This window comes from Desulfosporosinus acidiphilus SJ4, from assembly GCF_000255115.2.
Classification (GTDB): Bacteria; Bacillota; Desulfitobacteriia; order Desulfitobacteriales; family Desulfitobacteriaceae; genus Desulfosporosinus; species Desulfosporosinus acidiphilus.
Window position 1 is genome coordinate 3,043,028 of sequence record NC_018068.1, and the last position, 25,041, is coordinate 3,068,068.

Annotated in this window: 22 protein-coding genes; 2 read left to right on the forward strand and 20 right to left on the reverse strand. The window is 43.2% G+C overall.

The genetic code is table 11. The annotated features are described in order from the left end of the window. Positions 1–4: 4 nt before the first annotated feature. The 15 genes from typA to DESACI_RS13890 all read right to left on the reverse strand — a co-directional run bounded on the left by typA (position 5) and on the right by DESACI_RS13890 (position 17,925). Positions 5–1,828: a translational GTPase TypA gene (gene typA, locus DESACI_RS13825; RefSeq protein WP_014827808.1), complete on the reverse strand. Its 1,824-nt coding sequence runs from the start codon at positions 1,826–1,828 to the stop codon at positions 5–7. A gap of 187 nt (positions 1,829–2,015) precedes the next feature. After that, positions 2,016–2,255: an RNA chaperone Hfq gene (gene hfq, locus DESACI_RS13830; RefSeq protein WP_014827809.1), complete on the reverse strand. Its 240-nt coding sequence runs from the start codon at positions 2,253–2,255 to the stop codon at positions 2,016–2,018. A gap of 34 nt (positions 2,256–2,289) precedes the next feature. Beyond that, a complete protein-coding gene (gene miaA / locus DESACI_RS13835; RefSeq protein ID WP_014827810.1) occupies positions 2,290–3,231 on the reverse strand; it encodes a tRNA (adenosine(37)-N6)-dimethylallyltransferase MiaA in 942 nt (313 codons plus the stop codon). A 13-nt stretch (positions 3,232–3,244) separates the two neighbouring features. Then, positions 3,245–3,889 (reverse strand): class I SAM-dependent methyltransferase, encoded by a 645-nt coding sequence (locus tag DESACI_RS13840; RefSeq protein WP_242833057.1) that lies wholly within the window; start codon positions 3,887–3,889, stop codon positions 3,245–3,247. A 257-nt stretch (positions 3,890–4,146) separates the two neighbouring features. Then, positions 4,147–6,201: a DNA mismatch repair endonuclease MutL gene (gene mutL / locus DESACI_RS13845; RefSeq protein WP_014827812.1), complete on the reverse strand. Its 2,055-nt coding sequence runs from the start codon at positions 6,199–6,201 to the stop codon at positions 4,147–4,149. A 3-nt stretch (positions 6,202–6,204) separates the two neighbouring features. Next, the gene (locus DESACI_RS13850) at positions 6,205–7,530 is read right to left on the reverse strand and encodes a histone deacetylase family protein (protein ID WP_014827813.1); all 1,326 of its coding nucleotides are present in this window, start codon (positions 7,528–7,530) and stop codon (positions 6,205–6,207) included. Continuing rightward, entirely contained in the window at positions 7,527–9,194 is a 1,668-nt protein-coding gene (locus DESACI_RS13855) for a hydantoinase/oxoprolinase family protein (RefSeq protein ID WP_014827814.1), read from the reverse strand. The genes DESACI_RS13850 and DESACI_RS13855 overlap by 4 nt, the downstream gene beginning before the upstream one ends. A 154-nt stretch (positions 9,195–9,348) precedes the next feature. Then, positions 9,349–11,901 carry a DNA mismatch repair protein MutS gene (gene mutS / locus DESACI_RS13860; protein ID WP_014827815.1) on the reverse strand — a complete coding sequence of 851 codons (2,553 nt, stop codon included), beginning with the start codon at positions 11,899–11,901 and terminating at the stop codon, positions 9,349–9,351. 113 nt (positions 11,902–12,014) lie between these two features. After that, complete coding sequence (locus DESACI_RS13865; protein ID WP_014827816.1) at positions 12,015–12,416, reverse strand: YlbF/YmcA family competence regulator; 402 nt, start codon at positions 12,414–12,416, stop codon at positions 12,015–12,017. Between the two features lie 78 nt (positions 12,417–12,494). Further along, on the reverse strand, positions 12,495–13,826 hold the full coding sequence (miaB, locus tag DESACI_RS13870; protein ID WP_014827817.1) for a tRNA (N6-isopentenyl adenosine(37)-C2)-methylthiotransferase MiaB: 1,332 nt from the start codon (positions 13,824–13,826) through the stop codon (positions 12,495–12,497). 111 nt (positions 13,827–13,937) lie between these two features. Beyond that, on the reverse strand, positions 13,938–14,984 hold the full coding sequence (gene ytvI, locus DESACI_RS13875) for a sporulation integral membrane protein YtvI (RefSeq protein ID WP_014827818.1): 1,047 nt from the start codon (positions 14,982–14,984) through the stop codon (positions 13,938–13,940). Beyond that, a complete protein-coding gene (locus DESACI_RS13880; protein ID WP_014827819.1) occupies positions 14,984–16,252 on the reverse strand; it encodes a D-alanyl-D-alanine carboxypeptidase family protein in 1,269 nt (422 codons plus the stop codon). Before DESACI_RS13880 ends, ytvI begins: the two co-directional genes overlap by 1 nt. 23 nt (positions 16,253–16,275) lie before the next feature. Next, entirely contained in the window at positions 16,276–17,127 is an 852-nt protein-coding gene (locus tag DESACI_RS13885; RefSeq protein ID WP_014827820.1) for a DegV family protein, read from the reverse strand. A 161-nt stretch (positions 17,128–17,288) separates the two neighbouring features. Further along, complete coding sequence (locus tag DESACI_RS25545; protein ID WP_014827821.1) at positions 17,289–17,411, reverse strand: hypothetical protein; 123 nt, start codon at positions 17,409–17,411, stop codon at positions 17,289–17,291. 100 nt (positions 17,412–17,511) lie between these two features. After that, a complete protein-coding gene (locus DESACI_RS13890) occupies positions 17,512–17,925 on the reverse strand; it encodes an acyl-CoA thioesterase (RefSeq protein ID WP_014827822.1) in 414 nt (137 codons plus the stop codon). Positions 17,926–18,117: 192 nt separating this feature from the next. Here DESACI_RS13890 and DESACI_RS13895 point away from each other — a divergent pair, with 192 nt between their 5' ends. Then, positions 18,118–18,312 carry a DUF896 domain-containing protein gene (locus DESACI_RS13895; protein WP_014827823.1) on the forward strand — a complete coding sequence of 65 codons (195 nt, stop codon included), beginning with the start codon at positions 18,118–18,120 and terminating at the stop codon, positions 18,310–18,312. 146 nt (positions 18,313–18,458) lie between these two features. On the opposite strand, the gene DESACI_RS13900 is transcribed toward DESACI_RS13895, so the two are convergent. Next, on the reverse strand, positions 18,459–19,166 hold the full coding sequence (locus DESACI_RS13900; RefSeq protein WP_242833058.1) for an MBL fold metallo-hydrolase: 708 nt from the start codon (positions 19,164–19,166) through the stop codon (positions 18,459–18,461). Between the two features lie 184 nt (positions 19,167–19,350). Here DESACI_RS13900 and DESACI_RS13905 point away from each other — a divergent pair, with 184 nt between their 5' ends. Beyond that, a complete protein-coding gene (locus DESACI_RS13905) occupies positions 19,351–19,644 on the forward strand; it encodes a hypothetical protein (RefSeq protein ID WP_014827825.1) in 294 nt (97 codons plus the stop codon). Positions 19,645–19,900: 256 nt separating this feature from the next. Here DESACI_RS13905 and DESACI_RS13910 read toward each other — a convergent pair whose 3' ends face one another. From DESACI_RS13910 to DESACI_RS13925, 4 genes are all read right to left on the reverse strand, one after another. Further along, positions 19,901–20,650: a DeoR/GlpR family DNA-binding transcription regulator gene (locus DESACI_RS13910; protein WP_014827826.1), complete on the reverse strand. Its 750-nt coding sequence runs from the start codon at positions 20,648–20,650 to the stop codon at positions 19,901–19,903. Between the two features lie 30 nt (positions 20,651–20,680). Then, positions 20,681–22,414 carry a pyruvate kinase gene (gene pyk / locus DESACI_RS13915; RefSeq protein WP_014827827.1) on the reverse strand — a complete coding sequence of 578 codons (1,734 nt, stop codon included), beginning with the start codon at positions 22,412–22,414 and terminating at the stop codon, positions 20,681–20,683. 17 nt (positions 22,415–22,431) lie between these two features. Beyond that, on the reverse strand, positions 22,432–23,445 hold the full coding sequence (gap, locus tag DESACI_RS13920; protein ID WP_014827828.1) for a type I glyceraldehyde-3-phosphate dehydrogenase: 1,014 nt from the start codon (positions 23,443–23,445) through the stop codon (positions 22,432–22,434). 390 nt (positions 23,446–23,835) lie between these two features. Further along, complete coding sequence (locus tag DESACI_RS13925; RefSeq protein WP_014827829.1) at positions 23,836–25,014, reverse strand: acetyl-CoA C-acetyltransferase; 1,179 nt, start codon at positions 25,012–25,014, stop codon at positions 23,836–23,838. Between the last annotated feature and the right edge of the window lie 27 nt (positions 25,015–25,041).

A 25,041-nucleotide genomic window follows, 5' to 3' on the forward strand; every position in this document is an offset into this window, starting at 1 on the left:
GTTATTATTTTCCTGTCAAGCTTTTAGCATATTTTACTCGAGAGTCACGATCCAGGAATTTCTTCCTCAAGCGTACGCTTTTAGGGGTGATTTCCACGAACTCGTCATCATTGATGAATTCTAACGATTGTTCTAAGGACATTTCCCTAGGTTTTTCCAAGCGCAGAGCATCATCGGCAGCACTTGTCCGCATATTTGTAAGATGCTTTTTCTTACAGACGTTAACTTCAATATCTTGTTCGCGGTTGTTCTCTCCCACAATCAGTCCCGCATATACATGAAGTCCGGGATCAACGAACAAAGTCCCTCTCTCTTGAGCGGAATACAACCCATAGGTTGTCGTTTCACCTTCCTCAAAAGCGATCAAGGCTCCCCGTGTTCTGCCGGGAATTTCTCCTTTATAAGGTTCATACCCAAGGAAGACGTGGCTCATCATGCCTTCGCCCCGTGTTTCTGAAAGGAACTCACCACGGAAACCAATAAGACCGCGGGCAGGGATTTTAAACTCAACTCTCAGCTGAGTCTCCGACAGGCTCGTCATATTGGCCATTTCCGCTTTCCTCTTCCCTAAAAGCTCCATAACCGCTCCCAGGGATTTTTCATGGACGTCACAAATGAGAAATTCCATAGGTTCACATTTTACCCCATCAATCATCTTATAGATAACTTCAGGTTTAGAGACTTGCAGTTCATACCCCTCGCGGCGCATGTTTTCAATTAGTATTGAAAGGTGCAGTTCTCCTCGACCGGATACTTTAAAGCAATCTGCCGAATCCGTTTCTTCAACTCTTAAACTAACATTGGTTTCAATTTCTTTCCAAAGCCGTTCCCTCAGCTTCCGGGAAGTAACAAACTGCCCTTCGCGTCCGGCAAAGGGACTTGTGTTAACCATGAAATTCATAGACAACGTCGGTTCGTCTACTTCAATCGTAGGCAAAGCTTCGGGATTAAGAGCACAAGCCACAGTTTCCCCAATATTGGCGCTGGTTAATCCGGTGAGAGCAACAATTTCTCCCGCTGACGCTTCAGCCACATCTTGGCGTTTCAGCCCTTCAAAAACCATAACCTTGCCAACTTTGGCGCGTTCAAAACTCTCGTCCCTTTTGATAAGGGTGATATTTTCATTCTGATGAACTGTTCCTCTTACAATTCTGCCAACAACGATTTTTCCAACATAATCATCGTAATCAAGAGTCGTAACGAGCATTTGAAAGGGAGCTTCAAGGTCCACCTCCGGTGCCGGAATGTGATCAAGAATAACCGAGAACAAAGGCTCCAGGGTATCCTCAAGAGCATCGTGGGAAAGTCCTGCAATCCCAGCCCGAGCTGAAGCAAAGACCACGGGAAAATCCAATTGATCATCATCTGCTCCAAGTTCAATAAACAAATCTAAAACTTCATCCACAACTTCCGTGGGACGGGCATCCGGACGATCAATTTTATTAATGACAACAATAGGAATCAATTTCAATTCCAAGGCTTTACGCAAAACAAACCGAGTTTGAGGCATAGGTCCCTCAAAGGAATCTACAATGAGAAGAACTCCATTAACCATTTGCAAGACCCGCTCGACTTCTCCTCCGAAATCGGCATGTCCTGGTGTATCAATAATGTTAATTTTTGTGCCTAGCCAATGAACCGAGGTATTTTTGGATAAAATAGTAATACCACGCTCACGTTCTAAATCATTGGAGTCCATGACTCGTTCCACAACCTGTTGATTGGAACGAAAGGTTCCGCTTTGTTTTAACATCGCATCAACAAGTGTTGTTTTCCCATGATCAACGTGAGCAATAATTGCAATATTTCTTAAATTTCGAGTTTCCATAGTGGATTGAATTCCTTTCTTTTACCTTTATAAATGCACACAAAGCTAACATATCACAGTTATGTGGTGAATTCAAGTAAAAAGAACTAAGCTCGGCATTTTTCCGAACTTAGTTCTTTAGTTCAAGTTTAAATTTCGTCAGGATTTTTATGTTTGTCCTTAAAATTAAGAATTATTTATAAAATTTCTATTCTACCGCAGCTGCAGTTGTGAAATTAATTGGACGTATGGGCATAACCGTAGAGATGGCATGTTTATAAACCATTTGTTGTCTACCTTCGAATTCAATCACAACCGTGAAATTATCAAAGCCTTTGATAAGTCCTTTAAGTTGAAATCCGTTAACCAAATAAATGGTCACGGGAAGGTTTTCCTTGCGTACTTGATTTAAAAAGGTGTCTTGCAAATTGATGGGTGATTTATTCATATATTTCCCTCCACCACCTTATATTTCTACGCCTCTATTCTACACGAGTTTGATAGGCTCTGCAAGTCTGGATTAGTTCTTTGAGAATCCGGTCTATTCCCCCTTCCGTATCGTACCAGTGAATTCTGGGGTCACGCCGAAACCAGGTCAATTGCCGCTTGGCAAAATGCCGGGTATCCCTTTGCAGAATCCGCAGCATCTCCGCCTGGGTCACCAGGCCTTTCAAACACCAAATTGCATGTCGATACCCAATACTTTGCAGTGGTTTTAAGGCTGATGAATACCCTGCCTTAAGAAGATTCAGAGTTTCTGCGAGCAATCCATCGTCGATCATCATTTCACAGCGGCGATTAATCCGATCATAGATGATTTCTCGGGGAGCAGTCAACCCGATGTAAAGAACCCCCGGATCCAAAGGTCGGTATTCATCATCCTTAAACTGACGTTGGTCAGACAAAGGTTTACCTGTCAATTCGTGAACTTCCAGAGCTCGAATCACCCGCAAGACATTATTGGGATGCAATTGCCGGGCAGTTTCCGGGTCCCGTTCCTCTAAAATGTGATGAAGGGCTGTGTTTCCATGAATTTGGGCAAATTCTTGCCATTTTAGCCGAATTTCTTCTGAGCCATGCTGCAAAAAATCATAAGGATCGAGCAGGGAACGAATGTACAGACCTGTTCCGCCAACCACGATGGGAACGTGGTTTCGTTTTCTAATTTCCTGCATGAGCGACGTTGCCGATGTTTTAAATTGAGCTGCTGTAAATGGCTCCGCAGGATCTAAACAATCGATTAAATGATGAGGAACAAGTTGAAGTTCTTCTCTGGTTGGTTTAGCAGACCCGATGTCAAGTTGTTTATACACTTGTACGGAATCCCCGGAAATAATTTCCCCCCCGATTTCTTGAGCCAGAGCCAGACCCAAGGAGGATTTGCCAATACCGGTAGGACCGATGATAATAACCAGTGGTAACACGTCAACTCCCCCATTAAACTAAAATCACACCATAATCAACAGAACTATATCGTCCTCCAGGCAAAACGTCAAAACCTAGGCGCTTAAACTCCGCGCTGTCCTTACGTTCCTTAAGTACAACTCTTTTACGGGCGACCCGGCAGGCTTCCCTCACGGTCTGCAGATCAAGAGGGCTATGCTCAGACCACTGGTGCAGGGGTTGAATGGAAGCAGATTCGTGGAATGTTTTGCGGAACATAGGATCAAAGTAAATTACGTCAAATGACTCTGACGGGCAATGACTCAGAAACTCCCCATGGTCCGCCCACTGAACTTCAATTCTGCGGGCAGCCTGAACCAGTGACAGCCAAGCTTGTTTTTTGGGCTCAGTTTTGACGTTAAAGCTATGTTCTCCAAAATGCTTTAAACCGTCTTGCATAACCACTGCTAAAATCGGGGATTTTTCAAGTCCCAAAACCCGACCGTGATCTCCAACTGCCAGGGCAGCGATGAGAGAGTCCGAAGCCAGTCCTAAAGTAGCATCGAGAAAGAAATCACCGAGGCCCAATTGGGCAGCTGCAAGAAACCGGTCCGAGCTGCCTCCCAAAATATTCATGGCACGAATAAGGGCCATACTTGGATGAAACGTGATACGCTCTTGATTAAATAGCAGCTCCACGCCACGACGGGAAACTTTAAGCTCAGGAAGAGAATCTAAATCATTCTCGTTCGCGGCCCATTGGCAGCCCGGCTGCTGACGAAACCATTGAACTCTCTCCTGGAGTTCTAAATCAGACTGGGTTGCTCTTATGCGAATGGGTATGTCCTTAATTATGAATCATCTCCTAGAATCATCTATACAGCGTCCAATATCATTCCATTACTTTCCATGCAGCATTACCATTAGTATTCTCTTCCTGCCAAGTACACAAACTTCTAAAAAACACGATAGAAACGTTTTTCCAATTCTGCGCGGGTAATTTTGATCGTAGTAGGTCGCCCGTGCGGACAGGTATAAGGGTTCTCTGTTTGATTTAAACGAGCCATTAATTGTTCCATTTCTAATAGAGCCAGGGAATCTTTGGCCTTGATAGATTCCTTGCAGGCCAAAAGATAAATCCATTCTTTCAAGAGATGATCATAGCTTGGGGTGGCATTTTTCTGCAAGACCTCTTCAAGAAATTGACGCAGCAACTCGTCTGCCGGAAAATTTCCTGTTTGAACCGGAACACCACGCAATAAATAGGTTTGGCTGCCAAACTGTTCCAGGACAAACCCCATTTCGTTAAGCATCCACATATGCTCAAGTAAGACTTGTTCTTCTTGTAGGGTAAATTCCATAGGAATTGGTATTAGAAGCGTTTGACTTGCTTGCTGCTTTTGTTTAAACTCGGCAAGGATTCGTTCATAGTTTATCCGTTCGTGGGCTGCATGTTGATCAATCATAAGTAAAACTTCGCCATCTGTGGCCAAAATGTAAGTATTGAACAGTTGTCCTATCGGCCAAAAATTGCTGAGTAATTGACCTGCCTGATTTTCCTTATTTTCCTTGACTTCCTTATCTTCATTGTCTGTTGCCTTTGAAACATTCGTTTCCGGCTCACTGCTTTTGGGATTTTTTTTGGTATCCCAAGGAATTACTTGATTCAAAGAGGTATTGGGAAATAAATTCGTTTGCTGTAATAGTTCTTTGGTGATCTCAGAGACCTGAGCGACCTCAGTAACCTCAGGGGTTGACTCAGCTTTCATCGACAAAGGCATCGTCGTAGAGACTATTTTCCTAGAGTCCTTGATTTTATCTTCCTCTCTCTGAAAGAAAGCTTTGGAAGCTGAAGGCTCTACGGTATCCTTATTTTCTCGAACCTGCTCGGCCGTTTTAAGCAAACTGTTTCGCACAGCATAAGAGGAATCTGTGATAGTCATGGACTTACTCTCAATTGGAGAATTCAGAGTTGGTTTAAAAGCCGACTCCCTCTCCCCTCGAAAAGATGGCAGAGGTCGACTTTTGAGCAATGTCTGATAAACAGTTTTAGTAATAAAGGACGCGAGTTCTTGTTCGTTCTTAAATTTTACGTCCATTTTTGTGGGATGGACATTGACATCATAATCTGAAGGGGAGCCATGTAAATGAAGGGCAACGATAGGATGGAACTTTACGGGAATCAGGGTATGATACCCCTCTTCTAACGCATTACTTAAGAAGGAGGAGCGAACAACCCGTCCGTTAATCATAAAGGTCTGGGCTTGCTTTGTCTTGCGTACCAGATCCGGCGGGCTGATTAAGCCTTCCAGTCTCCAGTCTTGCCCCTGGACATCTACTGCAATGAGCTGACGAGCCAGCGATTGCCCAAAAATGGCGCCCATGGTTTCCTTTAAATCTCCCCGCCCTGACGTCTGTAAAACAGTTTGGGTGGGATGGGCTAAGGAAAAGGCAATGTTCGGATGGGCAAGAGCAAGCCGCCCCACGGTATCACTAATCAGACCAAATTCTGTGGCTTTGGATTTGAGAAATTTCAAGCGTGCCGGAGTATTAAAGAATAGGTTACGAATAGTAACAGACGTTCCGGCCGGACACCCCACTTCTTGGAGAACTCCGGTTTCACCTCCGGTGATCGTATAAGATAAGCCAGAGATCTCTGCCCCGGGGCGGGAAATAATTTCCAAGGTTGAAACAGAAGCAATGCTTGCTAAGGCTTCTCCGCGAAAACCCAGGGTTTGTAAGCGATCCAAGTCTTGAATGTTGGTGATTTTACTGGTGGCGTGACGAAGCACAGCTAAAGGCAAATCCTCTTTGCTCATACCCTTGCCGTCATCTCTCACCCGGATCATCGGAACACCGTTTTCTTCGATAGAAATATCAATATGTTTTGCTCCCGCATCTAAGGCGTTCTCAATCAGTTCCTTGACCACGGAAACCGGACGTTCCACCACTTCACCCGCTGCGATTTGATTTGCAGAATGGGAATCAAGGATATGAATTGCTGATGTCAAGCCTTAATCCTTCTTTCTCTGCCATACATCATGTTGATTATGGAGTTGATTTTGGAACACACCGCTTTTAATCTCCTGATGCTGATGTTGAACGTAGTCCCAGAGATCATAACCCGCCTGTTCACACTGAGGGCACGCTGCAAAAGGAATCCGCACTAAAACTGACTTTTGGGAAGATGTTCGTTGACTTTCAATGTAGACCGTCCCGGCGCAATGATTACATTTGCGCACGAAATCATGCCTGGTTTCTTGAAATCCCTCCGTATCATAATAGACAGAATGAGGAATGTAAACCCAATCCCCCTGCGGGAAGAACTTAACATTATGAATTAAAAAATCTGGTTTAACCATTAGAGATTGCTTTTTAAGGGTTTCGAGATAGGATTTAAGGCTGGCAAAAGGCAAGCTTGAGCGCCCAATTTTTTGAGGTTCCCGCACATGATGATAGTCTTCCCCTGCCAAAGCCAGTAAAATCGCCAAATTCACGAAAGGAAGCGCTCCCTCAATAGAATACCCGCCTTCCAAGACAGCCAGGTCAGGCCGGAGCAGTTCGGTAATCCGTCCATACCCTGAAGCCGTGAGATTCATCGAAGCTAAAGGATCTGTAAAATGATTGTCCTGTCCTGCGGAATTAATAATCAGTTCCGGTCCAAACGCTTGGAGGCGGGGTAAGACCCAAGTCTCCAACGTATAATGATAGCCTTCATCCCCCGTACCGGGAGGAAGAGGAATATTAAGGGTCTGTCCCCAGGCGTTGGGGCCGCCTTGTTCATCAATGAAACCACTGCCAGGATAGAGAGTGCGCCCATCCTGATGAAGTGAAATAAATAGAACATCAGGATCATGGTAAAAGATATCTTGAGTTCCGTCGCCATGATGAACATCAGTATCAACAACAGCAATTTTCTTGATGCCATAGCGCGCCCTTAACTGATTGATGAGAATTGCCTCATTATTTAAGGTGCAAAATCCACGGTTTCCCCACACCGTTGCTCCTGAATGATGTCCGGGGGGGCGGACAAGAACAAAACCATTGGTAATCTCACCTTTAACCCGTGCCTCTCCAAGTAAAATGGCACTTCCTGCCGCAATAAGATGAGGTTCTAAAGGCTCCGCATAAGAAGACGGGGTGGGAAATAAGGCTTGAGCTTGGGCTGCATCATTTAGTGAAGCAATACGAGGAGTAAATTGTCTTATTTGGGGCAGATCAAGGACACCCTCTTCGAAAAGTTGTTCCTGTGTATAAAGAAGGCGTTCCTCCCGTTCGGGATGGGAAGTACCCAAGGACCAATCAAAGGCGGGGAAAAATAAAATTCCTGTCTGCTTCATTTTACAACCCTCCCTGTTACTCCGGGTCGAAGATGGGCGGCCCCACGAATAATTTGACCTACCGTTTGATAGTTCTGCACAATAGGGAAGAAATCAAAGGGCTCTTTTTCTAAATCCTGAATTTGAATTCCATACTGTTGCGCTTGTTTTTGCACAAGCTGATCCAGAAAGCCCTCAACTTCCCGGTAGGGACGGGACGATCCGCTCCATTTTCCCTGTTCCCCTGTTTCTTCAACGTGGTAACGTTTCATGTAGGTATCAAGGTGAAGAGTACAGTCAAAGGTCGGACGAGCCATGGCGGCACCCAGAGCATTGGAAACTTCAGGATATATTCCAAGTTGTACGGGGGTACCAAAACGTTCTCCCAAAGCCTTAGCAAGCCCTTGGGCACCCCCTCCGCTTACCAAGGTGTTAAATATCTGAGCCTCATGAGGATGAAGTACTTCCCATACTTTATAGGCAGGCTCTTCTTGCCATTCGCGTTTTAACGAATCAACAGCCTCCGCAATCCGATTCACCACAGCATGGATAATCTCCGTGGCAAACGCTTGATAAAATTGAGATGCTCTTCGCTCTGGCGGTAAAAGAGAGGCCAAAGCTTCTTCAGCCAATTGCCGGCTGCCATAGTCAATCAGCCCAAGATAACGCATAGCATCCGTAGGGGTCAAGGCCTTGCCTCCAAGACAATAAGCCGGTCCAAGACGATAGCTTTTCAGCTCAAATCCCTCTTCGGATGCTTCAATTACCGAATCTCCTCCCACCGGAATCGAGCGTACGGCCAGGGAATGAACGAGTGTAGCGTATGGACCGATTTGAGCCCCTCGCGCACTGAGCAAAGGAGATCCGGAAAGAATTAATCCTAAATCTGTGGTGGTTCCGCCAATATCGACGACAATTGTCGAAACAGCGGTTTCACTCTGTGTCAAAGCGGCAAGTACACTTGCAGCAGGACCGGAGTATATTGATTCGATCGGCCGAAGTTTGCCAAGAGGCAGGATGCCTCCGTCTGCCTTTAAAATAGATACGGGGGCTTGTATTTCCAGGCTTGAAAGGGCTGCTTGCAAGTGACGGCTAAATTGTTGATAGAGACCTGATACCCCTAAATTCAGATAGGTCGTAAGGCTGCGGCGATAAAAATTTGCCTGACCCCACTCATGGCCTAAAGCAAGCTGACATTGAGGATGAGATTTTCTCAGATAGTCGGCAAGCTGAGTTTCATGAAGATTATTACGATGCGAAAACTTCCCTACAATTGCAGCCAGCCCGGTATGATTGGGGCTTTCAGTCCAGGGCAGACGCTGCCATTCGCTCGGATCAGCAGGTATCACTTCCCGTCCCCGAAAATCCATTTCCCCTGATAATACATGATAATCAACGGGCCAGGGAAGAGCAGTCAAACTCATGCCGTTACCGGGAAATAATAATAAGTTGACGAATGGCAAACGTCCCTGAAGTATGGCATTCGTGACAAGTGTCGTACTAACGGTAATATGGTTTAGTTGCTTTACGTCAGGCAATTTCAAAGTTTCCAGGGCATTAATGATAGTTCCTACAAGATTTTCTTCCCGAGTTGGGACTTTTGCTGTCTGCAGAATTGCACCGTCTTCAAGACACACTGCATCAGTATAAGTACCTCCAACATCAATACCTACGTGACAGGACATGTAAATCCCCCCAGATCGATATTCGTGGTTCGATAACATTGGACATCATTCAATGTTCTAAAAGCGCTTTCGGCGGAACTGTTCACAGGACACTTTCGTAACTGAAACCCCGATGTTCAGCTTTAGCTGAACGGTTCACTTCATTGCCCATAGTTCAAACGGTTTCATCGGATTGAATGCGATCTCTGAGATCAAAGAGATATTGTAAGGCCTGGCGTGAGGTCATGTCTTCCAAGGGCAGTTGGGCAAGTTCTTCTAACAGGGGATGAGGTTTAGGAAGGTCAAAGAAAGAGAACTGAGTTACCGCTTGAGAAGAATCTGCCAGGGAAGGCACTGATTTAGTGGCTTCAAGTTCCAAAAGCAAGGTTTTAGCTCGCTGAAGAAGTTCATGAGGCAGACCGGCTAAGCGGGCAACTTGAATTCCGTAGCTGCGGTCGGCACGCCCCGGTAAAATCTTATGTAAAAAAATAATGTCCTCCCCACGTTCCTTAACTCCTACATGGAGGTTGAATAAGCCTGGAAAATCATCTTCAAGTTGGGTCAATTCATGATAATGAGTTGCAAAAAGGGTTTTCGGGGTAAATTCAGGATGTTGAACTAAATATTCTGCGACAGCCCAAGCAATGCTCAAACCGTCAAAAGTTGCTGTTCCTCGGCCTATCTCATCTAAAATGATTAAACTCTTCTTGGTGGCATATTTCAAAATATGCGCTACTTCATGCATTTCGACCATAAAGGTGCTTTGTCCAGCGGCTAAATCATCCGAGGCTCCAACTCGGGTAAAAATCCGATCCACTAGGCTAATGGCTGCTTGTTTCGCAGGCACAAAAGAGCCAATGTGAGCCATGAGGACGATGAGTGCTACTTGACGCATATAGGTGGATTTTCCGGCCATGTTCGGACCGGTTATAACTGCTAAATGATGGTCAAAAGAGAGTTGAGTATCATTAGGTACAAAGACTCCTGCTTCCAGCATATCTTCTACGACCGGATGCCGCCCTTCGGTAATTGAAATTTGGCCATCCGTTGTAATCTGGGGACGTGTATAGCGTTTGCGAACTGCGATTTCCGCAAGACTCACATAAACATCGATCTCAGCTAAACTATCCGCCGCTCTTAGGATAACCTGGGTATAGGAACGGACTTCCTCTCTTAACGTCTGGAAAAGTTCAAACTCCAATTCCTTGAGTCGTTCTTCAGCACCTAAGATTTTTTGTTCGTACTCTTTGAGTTCCGGAGTTACGAAACGTTCTGCATTGGATAAGGTCTGTTTTCTTATATAATCTTCGGGTACAAGGCGCGCATTGGAATGGGTAATTTCAATATAATAGCCAAAGACTTTCGTATAACCAATTTTTAAAGATCGAATTCCTGTTCTCTCACGTTCGGCATTCTCAAGCTTTGCAACCCATTCTTTTCCGCCCGTCGCAATGGATCGTAATTCGTCCACCTCTTGGGAATAACCGGTTTTAATGATATTGCCATCCCGAAGGGATATGGGTGGTGAAGGATTCAAAGCATCCAGAAGCTTATGAACTAAAGGGTCAAGCCCCTCCAGTAACGGAACTTTCGCTTTCAGACTTCCTGCAGTACTCGCTTTCAAAACCTCACGAAGTTCCGGGAGGAGAGCCAGGGTTTGAGCCAGGGACAATAAGTCTTTAGCATTGGCCGTTCCATAAGAGACTCGTCCCATTAATCGTTCCAGATCATAAACTTTCGCTAGGATTTTGCTTAAATCCTGGCGAGAAAAAGAATCTGACGTTAATTCTTCAACATTGTTTAAACGTTGTTCGATCTCTGCTTCCACAAGCAAAGGTTTATCAATCCAATGCCTCAATAATCGCCCGCCTAAGGCTGTTTGGGTCATGTCGAGGACTGAAAGAAGAGTACCTTTCCTGCCTTGATTTCGTAGGGATTCAGTAAGTTCAAGGTTTCGGCGAGTCCATTGATCCAGAAACATCCGCTGTTCGGAGCGATAGGTTTTGATTTCAACAATGTGAGAAGGATCGACTCCCGGCATAGTTTCCAGAACATATTCCCATAAAGCAGCTGCTGCTGAAGCAGCCACAGGAAATTCCTCCAGAAGAGATGCTTGACCCGGGAAACGCTGATCAAGGACTCTGCTCTGATAAGAACTGCGATCTCGAATACTGCAAAAATATCCGACCCATAGTTTCGATTTTTTCATCAGCTCAGGAGGCAGAAGAATTTCAGCCGGATGGATAAGGGAAAGTTCTGCAAGCAAGACCTCGGATTCAGCAGTCTGAAAGATTGTAAATTCCCCTGTTGATAAGTCTAAAAAAGACAACCCCCACTGTGTATCAAAAAATACACTCGCCAAATAATGATTACTGCGTTCGGAAATGAACTCAGTTAAGGTACCTGGAGAAACAATGCGAATAATGTCTCGTTTGACAATACCCTTTGCTGCTTTGGGGTCTTCAACTTGCTCACAGATGGCAACTTTATGTCCCGTACTTACAAGTTTTATTAAATAGGTTTCTGCTGCATGATAGGGTACACCGCACATAGGTATACGTTTGCCTTCTCCCGCATCACGGCTTGTCAGGGCAATTTGCAGGATTGGAGCAGCCAGTTCAGCATCCTCACCAAACATTTCATAAAAATCGCCTAGCCGATAAAAAAGTATGGCATCAGGTACCTTTGCTTTAATTCCTTGATATTGTTTCATCATCGGGGTAGTCATCCCTTATACTCTCCCTCTTGAACATCGTTATTTGCTAACAAGCTTAATCTTAAAAGGGAAGAGCTATAGATTTAGCCCTTCCCTTAGGTAATCTCGAACGTTGTCTTAGATCATCAGCCGCAGCTGCAGCTTCCGCAGCAGCCACTGGAACAACCGCCGTCTCCACAGGAACCATCCTCTGAAGCGTTTGCAATAGCACCTGCCAGGATGGCATTAACACTGTCCAACATCTGAGTAAAATTATCCTGAGCTTTCATGTAAGCAGAAATAGCGGGATTAGCCTCTACTTTCGATTCGATTTCATCCACCGCTTTTTTATCCTCTTCAGAAAGCTCTTGATTGTTTTGCTGCAGTTCCATAAATCGTTCTTGCGCTTTCTGTAACTCTGCAATCAGTTGTTGTGCGGAATCATCAGCTGTCATCGCATCTTCCATGTTATGCAACTCAGCAAGCTCCGGACTTCGAGCAATCGCATCTGCTAAAATCTGAGCCTTTTCTAAAATTTCACTTGTCATATTCACACCTCCATTTCCTACATTCTACATTAAACAACTTAATTCCTGCCTAATGACAATTAAAAAGTGTTTAAGAGCTTATTCCGTTGTTTCGAGTTCTCCCACTAAGGTCCAAGAACCTGCTTCGATAATCCTCAGAGAAACTAAGGAACCGATAACTTCCTGAGGTCCGTTAAATACCACAAGAATGTTACCCCGGGTACGTCCTGTCAGGCGATTCGGATTTGTTTTGCTCGGGCCCTCTACCAGTACTTCATAGAATTTTCCAATCATTCGCTGTCTCAGTTGATGACTCTCTTCATTTTGGACACTCATCAGCTTTTGCAGGCGGCGCTTTTTTACATCCAAGGAAATTTGGTCATTCATGGTGGCTGCAGGAGTGCCGGAACGTTTCGAATACATAAAGGTAAAAGCTTGACTATAATGTACTAAATTTATCATTTCCAGGGTTTGCTCAAAGTCTTCCTCAGTTTCACCGGGAAATCCGACTATAATGTCGGTGGTCAATGTCGCCTGAGGAACAAGATCGCGAATTTTTTCTACAATACTCAAATAGTATTCCCTGGTGTATTGCCGATTCATACTAGATAAAATAGAATTACTGCCTGATTGCAGGGGAAGATGAAAGTGTTCGCAGAGTTTTTTTCCACTGGCTATGGTTTGAATTAATTTATCAGACAAATCTTTGGGATGAGAGGTAATAAAGCGAATACGTAAAAGCTCAGGAATTTGATCGACCTCCCTAAGCAAATCTGCGAAATCAAAGGGAGGATCAAAGTCTTTTCCATAAGAATTCACATTTTGCCCCAGCAAGGTAACTTCCCGGCAGCCATTCGCCGCCAAAGATTTAATCTCTTCAATGATCTCCTCCGGCTTACGGCTTCTCTCTCTTCCGCGTACATGGGGTACAATACAGTAAGAACAGAAATTATTACAGCCATACATGATATTCACATTGGCCTGAAGCTTTCCTTTTTCCGCCAGGGGCGTTGACTCGATTGTTTCCTGAGGTTCCTGCCAAATTTCGGCGACTTTAGACCCTGCAGCCGAGCGATGCAGAAGCCCCGAAAATTCATGCAGATTGTGAGTGCCAGTCCAAATGTCGATATGAGGTGCACGTTTTTGCAATCTCTCTAAGGCACCGGGTTGCTGGACCATACAGCCGCTGACAGCAATTTTCAAGTTTGGATTTTTATCTTTAAGTTTTTTAAGGTCACCAATTTTGCCTAAAATCTTGTTTTCTGCACTTTCTCTAACACAACATGTATTAATTATAATTAAGTCAGCATTTTCAAGATCATTCGACGTTACATATCCTTCTTGGCGTGAAATTTCGGTCAGAGTCTCAGCATCGCGTTCCGACATCTGACATCCATATGTCAAGGTGACGACTTTCTTTTCGTTATTCAATAAATTCACTCCTAAATGGCTGTTTACTCTACTTCATTATAAAGAACTATCTGGAAAAAACCAAATCAAAGCCTCTAACCATAAAGGCTAAGCGGCTTTGATTGATTTAGATTAAAGATTACGGAAAACGCCTGCCTTGCTCAACGCATGGTATGCGATAAGGATGAACGGTCCCAAAACCAGACCGACAATCCCCGTTGAGGCTAAACCAATATACATACTTATGAGAACAAAGAGAGGATCAAGCCCCACATTATCTCCTAAAATTTTAGGCTCAATGACGTGTCTGGTAATCGTAATAATAATCGTGAGGAGAATTAATTCAAAGGCTAATAAATTATGTCCGCCGATGAAAGCAATAAATGCCCAAGGAACTAAAACAATCCCGACGCCCAGGACAGGAAGGATACCAAAAATCCCTGTTATGGTCCCCAGCATAATTGCATATTTCGGATGAATGATCAACAATCCAACAATGGATAAAAAAAGTGTCACAAGGAACACGATGAATTCCGCCCGCACAAATCCCGCAAATGCTCGTGAAAAGTCATAACCCAATTCTCGCACCTCATCACGCCACTCAAAAGGAAAAATACTGACGATGTCATTAAGATAGCGTTTAGCACCCTTAGACATGAAAAATGTCGCCACAAGGGCTATGACTATAACGATAATAAATTCGGGAATCTTGGCAGCGAATGTCAAGACATTCGAAAGAACATCTGGCACTCTGCTCACAAAACCCTTAACGGTATTATTAATACTTTCCTCAGAACCAGGGATATTTAAATAATAGACATCAATTTTCGTAAGCCAATGGGTGATAAAACGCTGTAGAAACTGGTTATAAAATGGCCAATGAATATAAATATCCTGAACTTCTCGAATCAAACGAAGTACCAAAAGGGTAATTACGATACCTAAACCGCCAATTTCTACAATCATTGCCGTCAGTACGGCCGGAACCAAAGGAATTTGAGCTTTTCTGATCAAAAAATTCTTGAGTGGGCTAATGGCAGCGGTCATAATAAATGCCAAAATAAACGGCAAAAAGAGATAACTGTAGCGCCCCACTAAATATATCAAGATACCAATCACTAACCAAAAGGCAATAAATTTTAGGCTTCGTATCAAAAACTGCTTCGTTACATGGCTCACTAACTAGACTCCCTTCTTCTAGCAAGCAATATCCGTTTTTGGGCTAAACGTTTTGCCATGATCTTTCGACGATAGAAAATTAGTACAAAAAGACTGGCGATTATTATACCCGCCTGCCAAGAAAAATCCGGTTTAAGACTCTTGGCACTGGCCCGCGGAAGTGTAATTGTCTTTCCGGCTTTAAGGGGGAGCGTATCGAGAAGAGTTGTTCCATCATATACCTCAACTCGCCCAACCTCCTGTCCTTCCTCAACCGAGTTCAGAGCATTCTTAGGGCCTGATACTTTTAGGGTCAAATCAGCAGGTGTTTGATCATTGACCCCTTGCGTTAAATAAATCGGCCGATCTATTTTTAAATCAACCGGTTCTTGATTAACTGTTATTGAGGTAAGAACAGAACCTGCGGGTTTAAAGATCTTATCCGCATATTGTTTATACCCATAGTCCAGCATTGCCTGCATATCGGTATAGATCTCCCGTCCGGGAGATTTAAGAATCACACCAATCAATTGACGTCCGTTTCTGGTCGCTGAGGCCACAAGACAGTTTTCTGCTGCGGCTGTATATCCTGTTTTTATGCCATCGACCTCAGAATCACGCCATAACAGTTTATTTTCATTAACCATTTGAGTGGGCATATCCGGCTTAGCTCTGGGAATGACATAATTTTTGGTGCGAACATATTGAGCAAAGACAGGGTTTTGATAAGCTGTTCGAGCAATTAAGGCTAAATCATGGGCAGTCGTCACATGTCCATCCGCAGTCAAACCGCTCGGATTCACAAAATGTGTCCGTGTAGCTCCAATCTCAAGGGCTCGTTGATTCATCAGGTCAACAAATTTACTGACATTTCCTCCAATATGTTCTGCCACGGTTACGGCAGCATCATTGGCAGAATTCAAAAGCATAGCATAGAGCAAATCTTTAAGTGACATTTTTTCACCCGGTTCCAGATAAATCTGGGTTCCATAGACAAGCTTATTATTAAGCAAGGTAGATGATGCCGTAACCGTGTCATTCAAATTGCCTCGCTCAATAGCTAATAATCCTGTCATAATTTTTGTCGTGCTGGCGGGTGCCAGCTGTTCATTGGGATTTTTGGCAAAAAGAGTCTGGCCGGATTGAACATCGATTAGATAAGCTCCCTCACCGTGCACTACCGGCAAGGATTGACTGTCAGAAGGCTTGTCCGCTGCATAAGTAGTTTGAATATTGCTCATCATCATTGATAAAGCCAATACAAAAATCGTCATGAATTTAAATTTCAAAGAAGAGAAGCCTCCTGTTCTTGCTATACTTTACGCTGATAAAAAAGTGCGAGAGTGCCTGGCCCCGTATGACTGCCTACTACACAGCCAATATCACTAATCCAAATGTCTTTTACGACAACGCGTTCCCTGATTTCTCGGGCAAGAATCAATGCTTCTTCATAACATGCTGAGTGCGATATTCCAATGATCTGTTCTCCAGGATTATCAATTTCCTGCTCCAAGACTTCGGCTAACTTACGAATAGCTGCTCGTCTGGAACGCACTTTGGCAAAAGGCTCAATTTTTCCCTCAGAGGTCATGTGTAAAACAGGTTTCACGTCGAGTAAACCACCTAGGAGTCCGGCGGTTTTACTCACCCTGCCTCCTTTAACTAAATACTCTAAGGTATCCAATGTAAAAATATATCGCATCTTGGCCCGAAGATCAAGAATCGCAGCTTCAGCTTCTCTCCAATTTGCAGCAGAGGTAAGAATTTGCTGAGCCAAAATAGCCAGCAAACCATAGCCGAAGGAAGCTCCCAAGCTGTCAATGATGTGAACCCGCTCCGGTGCCGAAGTGGATTCGGCCATTATTTGAGCTGTGGCAAAGGTTGAACTAAGACCCGAGGAAAGATGGATAGCCACCACATCATACCCCAGAGATAAATACTGCTCATAATGCTCTAAAAGGATCTTGGGATTAGGCTGAGATGTTTTAGGCAATTCTTTGAAGTGGCGATAGTCTGCATAAAAATCTTGAGTATTAAGATTAACGCCTTCGAGATAAGTATTCCCGTCAATAGTTACCGTCATTGGAATTATATCGATACCTGCTGCAATGGCGCGGTCTAAAGGGATATCTGACGCGCTGTCAACAAGAACTTTGAAAGACATAATAATACCTCCCAACAAACAGGGTTCGACGTTATATAATTCGAGATGGGGCAATATTATCCTGCACACTTAAAAAAAATAAATGCCCATGCTTAATCGCAATGGGCACTTAATTCTATGACAATTAATCAGCGGGTTATTATAATCGGATACATTGACCTCTAAGACGCTAATCGTTGAATAATGGCATGTTGCCCAACAATAGACATCAATTTCGGAAGTTCCTGTTTCTTAACCAACCGATAATTTACTTCTTCGCCTTCGATCCATGTTACTAAAAACATAGAATCCCTTCTCTCAATTGCATTTTGGATTATGTATACATAATACCATAATACATTATGGGAAACAAGGCTTTCCGAAGGGCCATAAACGATTCCTATATCAATTATTACTAATAATCATCTGTAGTTGTCGCCATAAATCAGTATCTCGAATATCGGTATGCCGCCCTTCTTTGTTAATGAACAGATGGACCGTTTTTCCTTGAGCTAATAACGTCTCATCTCGATACACCAAATAAGAAAACGTCACTGAACGAGTTGTAACTTTATCAATCGTTGTCACTATTTTAATATCATCATCATAGCGTGCTGGCTTTCGATATCGGCAATTAGCTTCGATCACCGCTAAAGAAAAGCCTTGCTCTTCAAACCTCGTATATGGGAGATTTATTTCTCGAAAAAGTTCAGTACGGCCTACCTCGAACCAAATGAGATAATTCGCATGATAAACGATCCCCATTTGATCCGTTTCAGCGTAGCGAACTCGCAATCGACTCGTTCCTGATAACCCCATTTTTAGCCCTCCCTTATATCGTATATCCCCGTAAAAGGCCTTTTCTATAGTTTTCCCTTCATGACGTTAATTAAACTTGTCCCAAAGTGCAGGTATCCCTTGAAAGACCGCCGTCCTGTTTTAATTATTTGTTACAACATGTTATAATTGAATATCGTAATCTCAGTAAATCCTACGAAAGGGGCATATTTCTTGACGACTTCATCAATTAACATACTGATTCAAAGAATCAATGAACTTTCTAGAAAGCAACGATCTGAAGGTCTTGAAGAATGGGAGAAGGCTGAACAGGAGGTCTTGCGGCAAGAATACTTATCTTTTATCCGCGGCCAAGTGAAAGAGACCTTAAGCAAAGTCAAATTTGTTGATGATCCGCCCATTCAATAGAGGCATCGCATACATCCCCATCTCAGCCCCCCACTTATCGAAGCGGGGGGCTTTCCTTCGATTTCTTCATCCAATCGTAGATTCTCGTGGGAGTGGTCCCAATGTTCGTCTTTAGCTAAACGCGAGTTGATTAAGGGTAGAATTACTTAACTATTTAAAGTTCTTTTGAGTGTGTCCAACCAATGACTCGACGCTGGGGTCGCAGGGCCATGACCGGGCAGAATCCAACGTAAGGAACGCTCAGTTACACTGCGGGCCGAATCTTTTAACATTTTTTTATCCCAAGTAAAATAATTCGGAGCAAGCCGAATCTCGCCTCCCTGAAATAAATCTCCGACAATGGCTATCCCATTACGGTAGAGTGCAATATGCCCGGGAGTGTGTCCAGGCGTAGGTATCACTTCCCAATCACCGAATATTTTCCCATCCTTCAGTGGTGTTATTTCTTTGGGAAGATTCAATCGTCCAAAAATAGGACGAGTCAAGGTTGGTAACCAGCGTTTAATGCCATAACGCTTCTGCTGTCCTATGATAAATGGAATCTCAAGCAAATGGGCATAAAGAGCACATGTAAAATAGTTTTGTAGTTTAACTGCACTTCCAACGTGATCGATATCATAATGGGTAAGAACAATTCCTTCTATAAGCATAGGATCTAGTCCAATTGTATTCATATACTTTATTATCTTATATTCTTGACCAGGCATTCCTGTATCAACTAAAAATGTATGTGAACCAGTTATCAGATAAGAGTGGGCACCCTTAACCCCATCAATTAAATGAATACCATCAGTTACCAACACTATGATATTTCCCCCATCCAACGGAAACGTGCTGATCTGTTCACTTAACAATTAGGAACATTAGCAGTTTATTATTTCTTAGGTAAGTTTGTTCGACAGAAAACGTTAAATACCTTTTCAATGAACTTTGTATGGTGGACGATTCAAAATTACAAAAACTTTGTCAATGTATTTTTTACACCATACGGCAAATAATAAGTAATGCTCAAACGTTTTAAAAAGGAGGAGGATTTCTTTGCCGGAACGAATTCTAAAATTTGGAGGCGTCAAAATCCGTAATCTTGTCCCCCCAGTAAAGATAAATCGTTTTGTCAATCAGTTGCCATTAAACAAACGCGATTCGCTTTTTGAAATTGCCTCCGAATTACAAGATGCTGGAATGATTGATGTTTTAAATTCGCGTTCCCAGAGCACAATGGATAAGGACACAATTGATGACCAAATGACGAATACTGGTAATTTTGCACATGATTTAACAAGTTTTAAACGGCATATCAACGAAAAAGATTCCTTAAACCTGCCCAAATAGAATTAGTCATTGTCATGATCTCTAGTCTTCATTACGTGTTTACGTGTATAAAATGATGTTCCATAACGGTTGCACTAAATAAACGTTTGCGTTCACTTCACTGTTAAGTTAAGTGGACGTTTTTTACTGTTATTCAGTGGCTATAAAACCTAGCCACTGCCCACACCTACATCGTGACGATAACATAATATACACAAAAAATTCCGTACAAACCTTATTTGTAACGGAATTTTTTTAGTGGCGCCGGAAGATAAGCTTAAGCAAGAAGAACCTTAACTCCCATTGAATTTAGTTTTTCTCTGACCGATTCCTCTAAGCCGGAATCGGTAACTAAAGTTTGAATGCTATCCCAGCTAGCGAAGGAATGAAAATGAATTTGCCCTATTTTAGCACTGTGCGCGACAAGGATAACTTCTTTGGCAACTTTAAGCATCTCTTGTTTTGCTTCTGATTCTAGCATGTTTGCAGTTGATAGACCACGTTCGATGGTTACACCTGTTGCCCCCAAAAATAGTTTATCCGCGTTAAAACCTTTTATAACTGAACGTGTTATCGGTCCAACAAGAGCATAATTCTTACTTTGGACTTCCCCTCCAGTTAGTAAAACGGTAATATCATTCCGATTTCCTAGGACACTCGCAATAGGTAATGAATTGGTTATTACGGTACATTTAGTAGTCAATGCTTGGGCTACAGCTAACGTTGTTGTTCCTGCATCCAAAAAAATTGAATCTCCTTCGGAAATCAGGGTTGCAGCTAAATGTCCGATTCTGGCCTTTTCACGCTCGGCTTCTCCCATACTCATCATCAAAATATCCGTTGTTGGAACTGGAGGATAGATCGCTCGTCCATGTTCGCGTTGGATTAGACCCAGAGCGGCTAAGTTTCTGAGATCTCTGCGAATGGTCATTTCTGAAACGTTAAACCGCTTGGCCAATTCAGTGACCGTTAAATTGCCGTGTTCTTGAAGTAACCACTGAATTTCATCTTGCCTTTCAGAACTCACGATCTCCCTCCTCTCGATTTTAAAGTTGAATTAAAGAATACTCATTGAACCTTCATACATGATACCTGTCAATGCATCAACGGTGACCAACTGTCCATTGGATATTTTAGAGAAAGCATCTACCGCACCGACAATTGCAGGAATTCCATATTGTAATGCTGCAATTGCTGCATGTGAAGTCAAGCCACCCTCTCCAACGACAATTGCCCCGGCGCGGGAAATAAGTGATACAAAACTGGCATCTGTACTCTCGGCTATTAAAATATCACCGTCGTTGAATTTATCCTGAGCAGGATTCTTAACTTTTTGTGCAATACCGGAGTAAGATTTTCGGCCAATACCGGTTCCTTTGGTAAGGATATTGCCAATAATCTGGACTTTAATCATATTCGTGGAACCAACTTTACCAATTGGAACCCCGGCCGTAATAACAACCACATCGCCTGAGGAAATATAATTCATAGTTAAGGCACTGTTGACAGCCACAGATAACATTTGGTCAGTTCCTGAACTTTCGGGGACTACAAGGGGTTGAACTCCCCAGGTGAGAGACAGCTTTCTAGCCGTTGCCGCAAAAGGAGCTGCAGCTACAATCAGAGCTTTAGGACGATATTTGGCAATCATTCGTGCTGTCAATCCGGAATGAGTCGGAGTAAGAATAGCAGCAGCATCAAGATCATTAGCAATATTATATGTTGCATAACTTATTGCTTCAGCTACATTTAAATGCGGATGACGCTTTGCCTGAGTGTCTAAGATCGTCTTCTCGGTACGACAGGCAATCTTATCCATCATTTGAACAGCTTGGATAGGAAATAGACCAGCCGCTGTTTCACCTGATAACATAATGGCATCAGTTCCATCCCAAATGGCATTAGCAACATCACTGGCTTCTGCCCGGGTTGGCCGGGGTTGGCGAATCATCGAGTCTAACATTTGAGTGGCGACAATCACCGGTTTTCCCATAAGGTTACATTTCGATATCATTTCCTTTTGATAAATCGGAACTTCTTCAACTGGAACTTCCACCCCTAAATCACCACGGGCAACCATTAATCCATCGGCTACTTCTAAAATAGAATCCAAGTTTGCGATGCCTTCTTGACTTTCTATTTTGGCAATAATGTGAACATCAGCGCCCATTTCTTCAACGACCCTGCGCACATCCAGAATATCAACTGCCTTTTGAGTAAAGGAAGCAGCAATAAAATCAATGCCTTGTGAGACTCCAAAACGAATATCATCAATATCTTTTTGGGTTACTGCCGGCAAATCAACGTGAATACCCGGAACGTTGACTCCCTTTTGCGATTTAAGAACTCCGCCATTGCGTACAATGGTCTGAATCTTTTCGTTTTCGACGGAACTTACTTCTAAATCAAGTTGTCCGTCATCAATAAGAATATGGGTTCCGGGTTCAACATTTTGCCACAAGGTTTTATGAGTAATTCCTACCCGTTCTTGATTCCCAAGGCTGAGATCTGTATCAAGTATAAATGTCGAGCCATTTTCTAACCTGACTCCCTCATTGGGGACCATTCCGGTACGAATTTCCGGACCTTTTGTATCGAGAAGAATACCTAAATGCTTGCCGATTTTAGCGGCTTCTTCTTTTAATACTGCAATTCGTCGTCCATGTTCCTCATGGGTTCCATGCGAAAAATTCAAACGTGCTACATTCATACCCGCAGCCAGAAGCGCTTGAACATTTTCCCTAGATTCACTTGCCGGGCCTATCGTGCAGACAATTTTAGTCCTTCTCATTGTTCATTTCCTCCTGATTACAAACCTTTCGCGACAATCAGTTTAACTAAATCAACAACACGGTTGGAGTAGCCCCATTCATTGTCATACCAGGATAATACTTTAACCATTCGATCTCCCATCATCATCGTTGATAAACCATCAACAATTGAGCTTGCAGGATTTCCGTTGAAATCATGCGAGACAAGAGGCAGATCGGTATATTCGAGAATACCCTTCAATTCGTTATTTGCAGCTTGACGCAAGGCGGCATTAACTTCTTCTTTTGTAGTTGGTTTGCTTAAATTAGCTACAAAATCAACTAATGAGACATTGGGAGTTGGAACACGGACAGCCAGTCCGTTCATTTTTCCTTCTAATTCAGGAAGAACTAGGGTCACCGCTTTAGCCGCACCCGTTGTGGTGGGAATCATAGATTGGTATGCAGCCCTTGACCTGCGCCAATCGGAGTGTTCTAAATCCAAAATTCTTTGGTCATTGGTTACCGAGTGAGTTGTTGTCATCATTCCTTGCTCAATGCCAAAGGAGTTCATTAATACTTTGGCCACGGGAGCAAGACAGTTGGTGGTGCAAGAAGCATTTGAAATAATATGATGGTTTTTAGGATCATATTTACCCTCGTTAACACCCAACACAATGGTTATGTCTTCATTTTTTGCCGGTGCGGAAATGACAACTTTTTTAGCCCCTGCCGTGAGATGTTGGGCCGCTGCATCACGTTTTGTAAAACGACCAGTTGATTCAATGACAATATCAACACCAAGTTTTGCCCAGGGCAAATCCAAGGGATTTCTCTCAGCCAAAATTTCAATACGTTTTCCGTCAATGACCATGGCGTTTCCGTCGAGTTCTACGGAATTGGGAATAATTCCATGGTTAGAGTCATACTTAAACAAATGAGCCAATAAAGCCGGACTTCCTAAGTCATTAATTGCGACTACCTCAAAAGGAAGTGATTGTTGTTTGAGAGCGGCACGAAGTGTTAGTCTGCCAATTCTACCGAATCCATTAATAGCTACGCGTAAACTCATTTTTATTAACCTCCTCTTAATGATCCAACGTTCAGCGTCAGATAATGCAACTCTTGCATATTAACATTTATTCTGTGCAAATAAACAAATTCCTGCATAAAAAATGTTTAATTACACATTTATTTTGTTTGTACATAGGGTTCCCTAAACACAACGAAAACTTGCAAACCATAGTTTGCAAGTTTTTTCGAACCGGCTGCGCTAACAAAACACAATTAGACCCGTAAATAGTCGTTCTTATCTTTTAACTGAACAAGTTTACTTTGTTAAGAAAATTTAAGAACGGCTTGTAACAGTGGTAAGTTGTTAACAAGCCGTCTTCTAAATAATTATGCTTTGTGAAAAACTCTGACGCTATACTTAACTATTTGTTATTAAACAGTTTATTCATTAACGTTCAACAATTACGGCGATTCCTTGGCCGCCTCCGATACAGAGTGTAGCCAAGCCCCTTTGAGAATTTCTGCGCTTCATTTCATGAAGCAAGGTAACTAAAATTCGCGTTCCCGAAGCTCCCACTGGATGGCCCAGGGCAATAGCTCCACCATTAACATTGGTTTTTTCCATATCAAGCTTTAATTCTTTAGCTACCTCTAACGTTTGAGACGCGAAGGCTTCATTTGCTTCAACAAGATCGATATCCTCAATCTTCAAGCCACATTTTTCTAGAGCTTTCCGAGTTGCAGGAATCGGTCCTGTGCCCATAATGCGCGGATCAACTCCAGCCGAAGCCCAGGATTTAATGGTAGCTAAGGGGGTTAAGCCCAACTCTAAAGCCTTTTCTTTAGACATTACTACGACCACTGCAGCACCGTCATTGATACCTGAGGCATTAGCTGCAGTCACGGTACCGTCTTTTTTGAAGGCTCCCTTTAATTTGGCCACATACTCATAAGAAGCACCAAAACGCGGGAATTCATCTTGGGAAAATACAATCGGATCTCCCTTGCGCTGCGGAATAGATACCGGAACAATCTCCTCGGTAAACTTGCCGGCTTTAATGGCAGCTTCCGCCCGGTTCTGGCTTGATACTGAATAACGGTCTTGTTCTTCACGAGAAATACCAAATTGCTCGGCAATATTCTCAGCTGTAATTCCCATGTGAATATTATCAAAAGCATCTGTAAGTCCGTCATTAACCATTAGATCTATGACATTTGCATTCCCCATTCTTAATCCCGTTCTAGCCTTTGGTAGACCATAGGGTGCGAGGGACATGCTCTCCATTCCGCCTGCAACGACTATATCAGCATCTCCGCTAATAATTGCTTGCGCAGCACAGACAATGGATTTTAAACCGGAACCGCAAACTTTATTTAACGTCCATGAAGGAACTTCTTGGGGAATTCCGGCTTTTATCGCCGCTTGGCGAGCAGGATTTTGTCCTAAACCGCCTTGCAATACGTTGCCTAAAATAACTTCGTCTACTTGATCAGGGGTAATTCCAGCTCTTTGGATTGCCTCTTTGATGACGACTGCCCCAAGTTCTACGGCAGGTATTTGTCCTATAGCCCCGCAGAAAGAACCTACTGGGGTACGTACAGCGCTAACGATAACAACGTCTTTCATTAAGTCATCTCCTACAGCAATATTTAA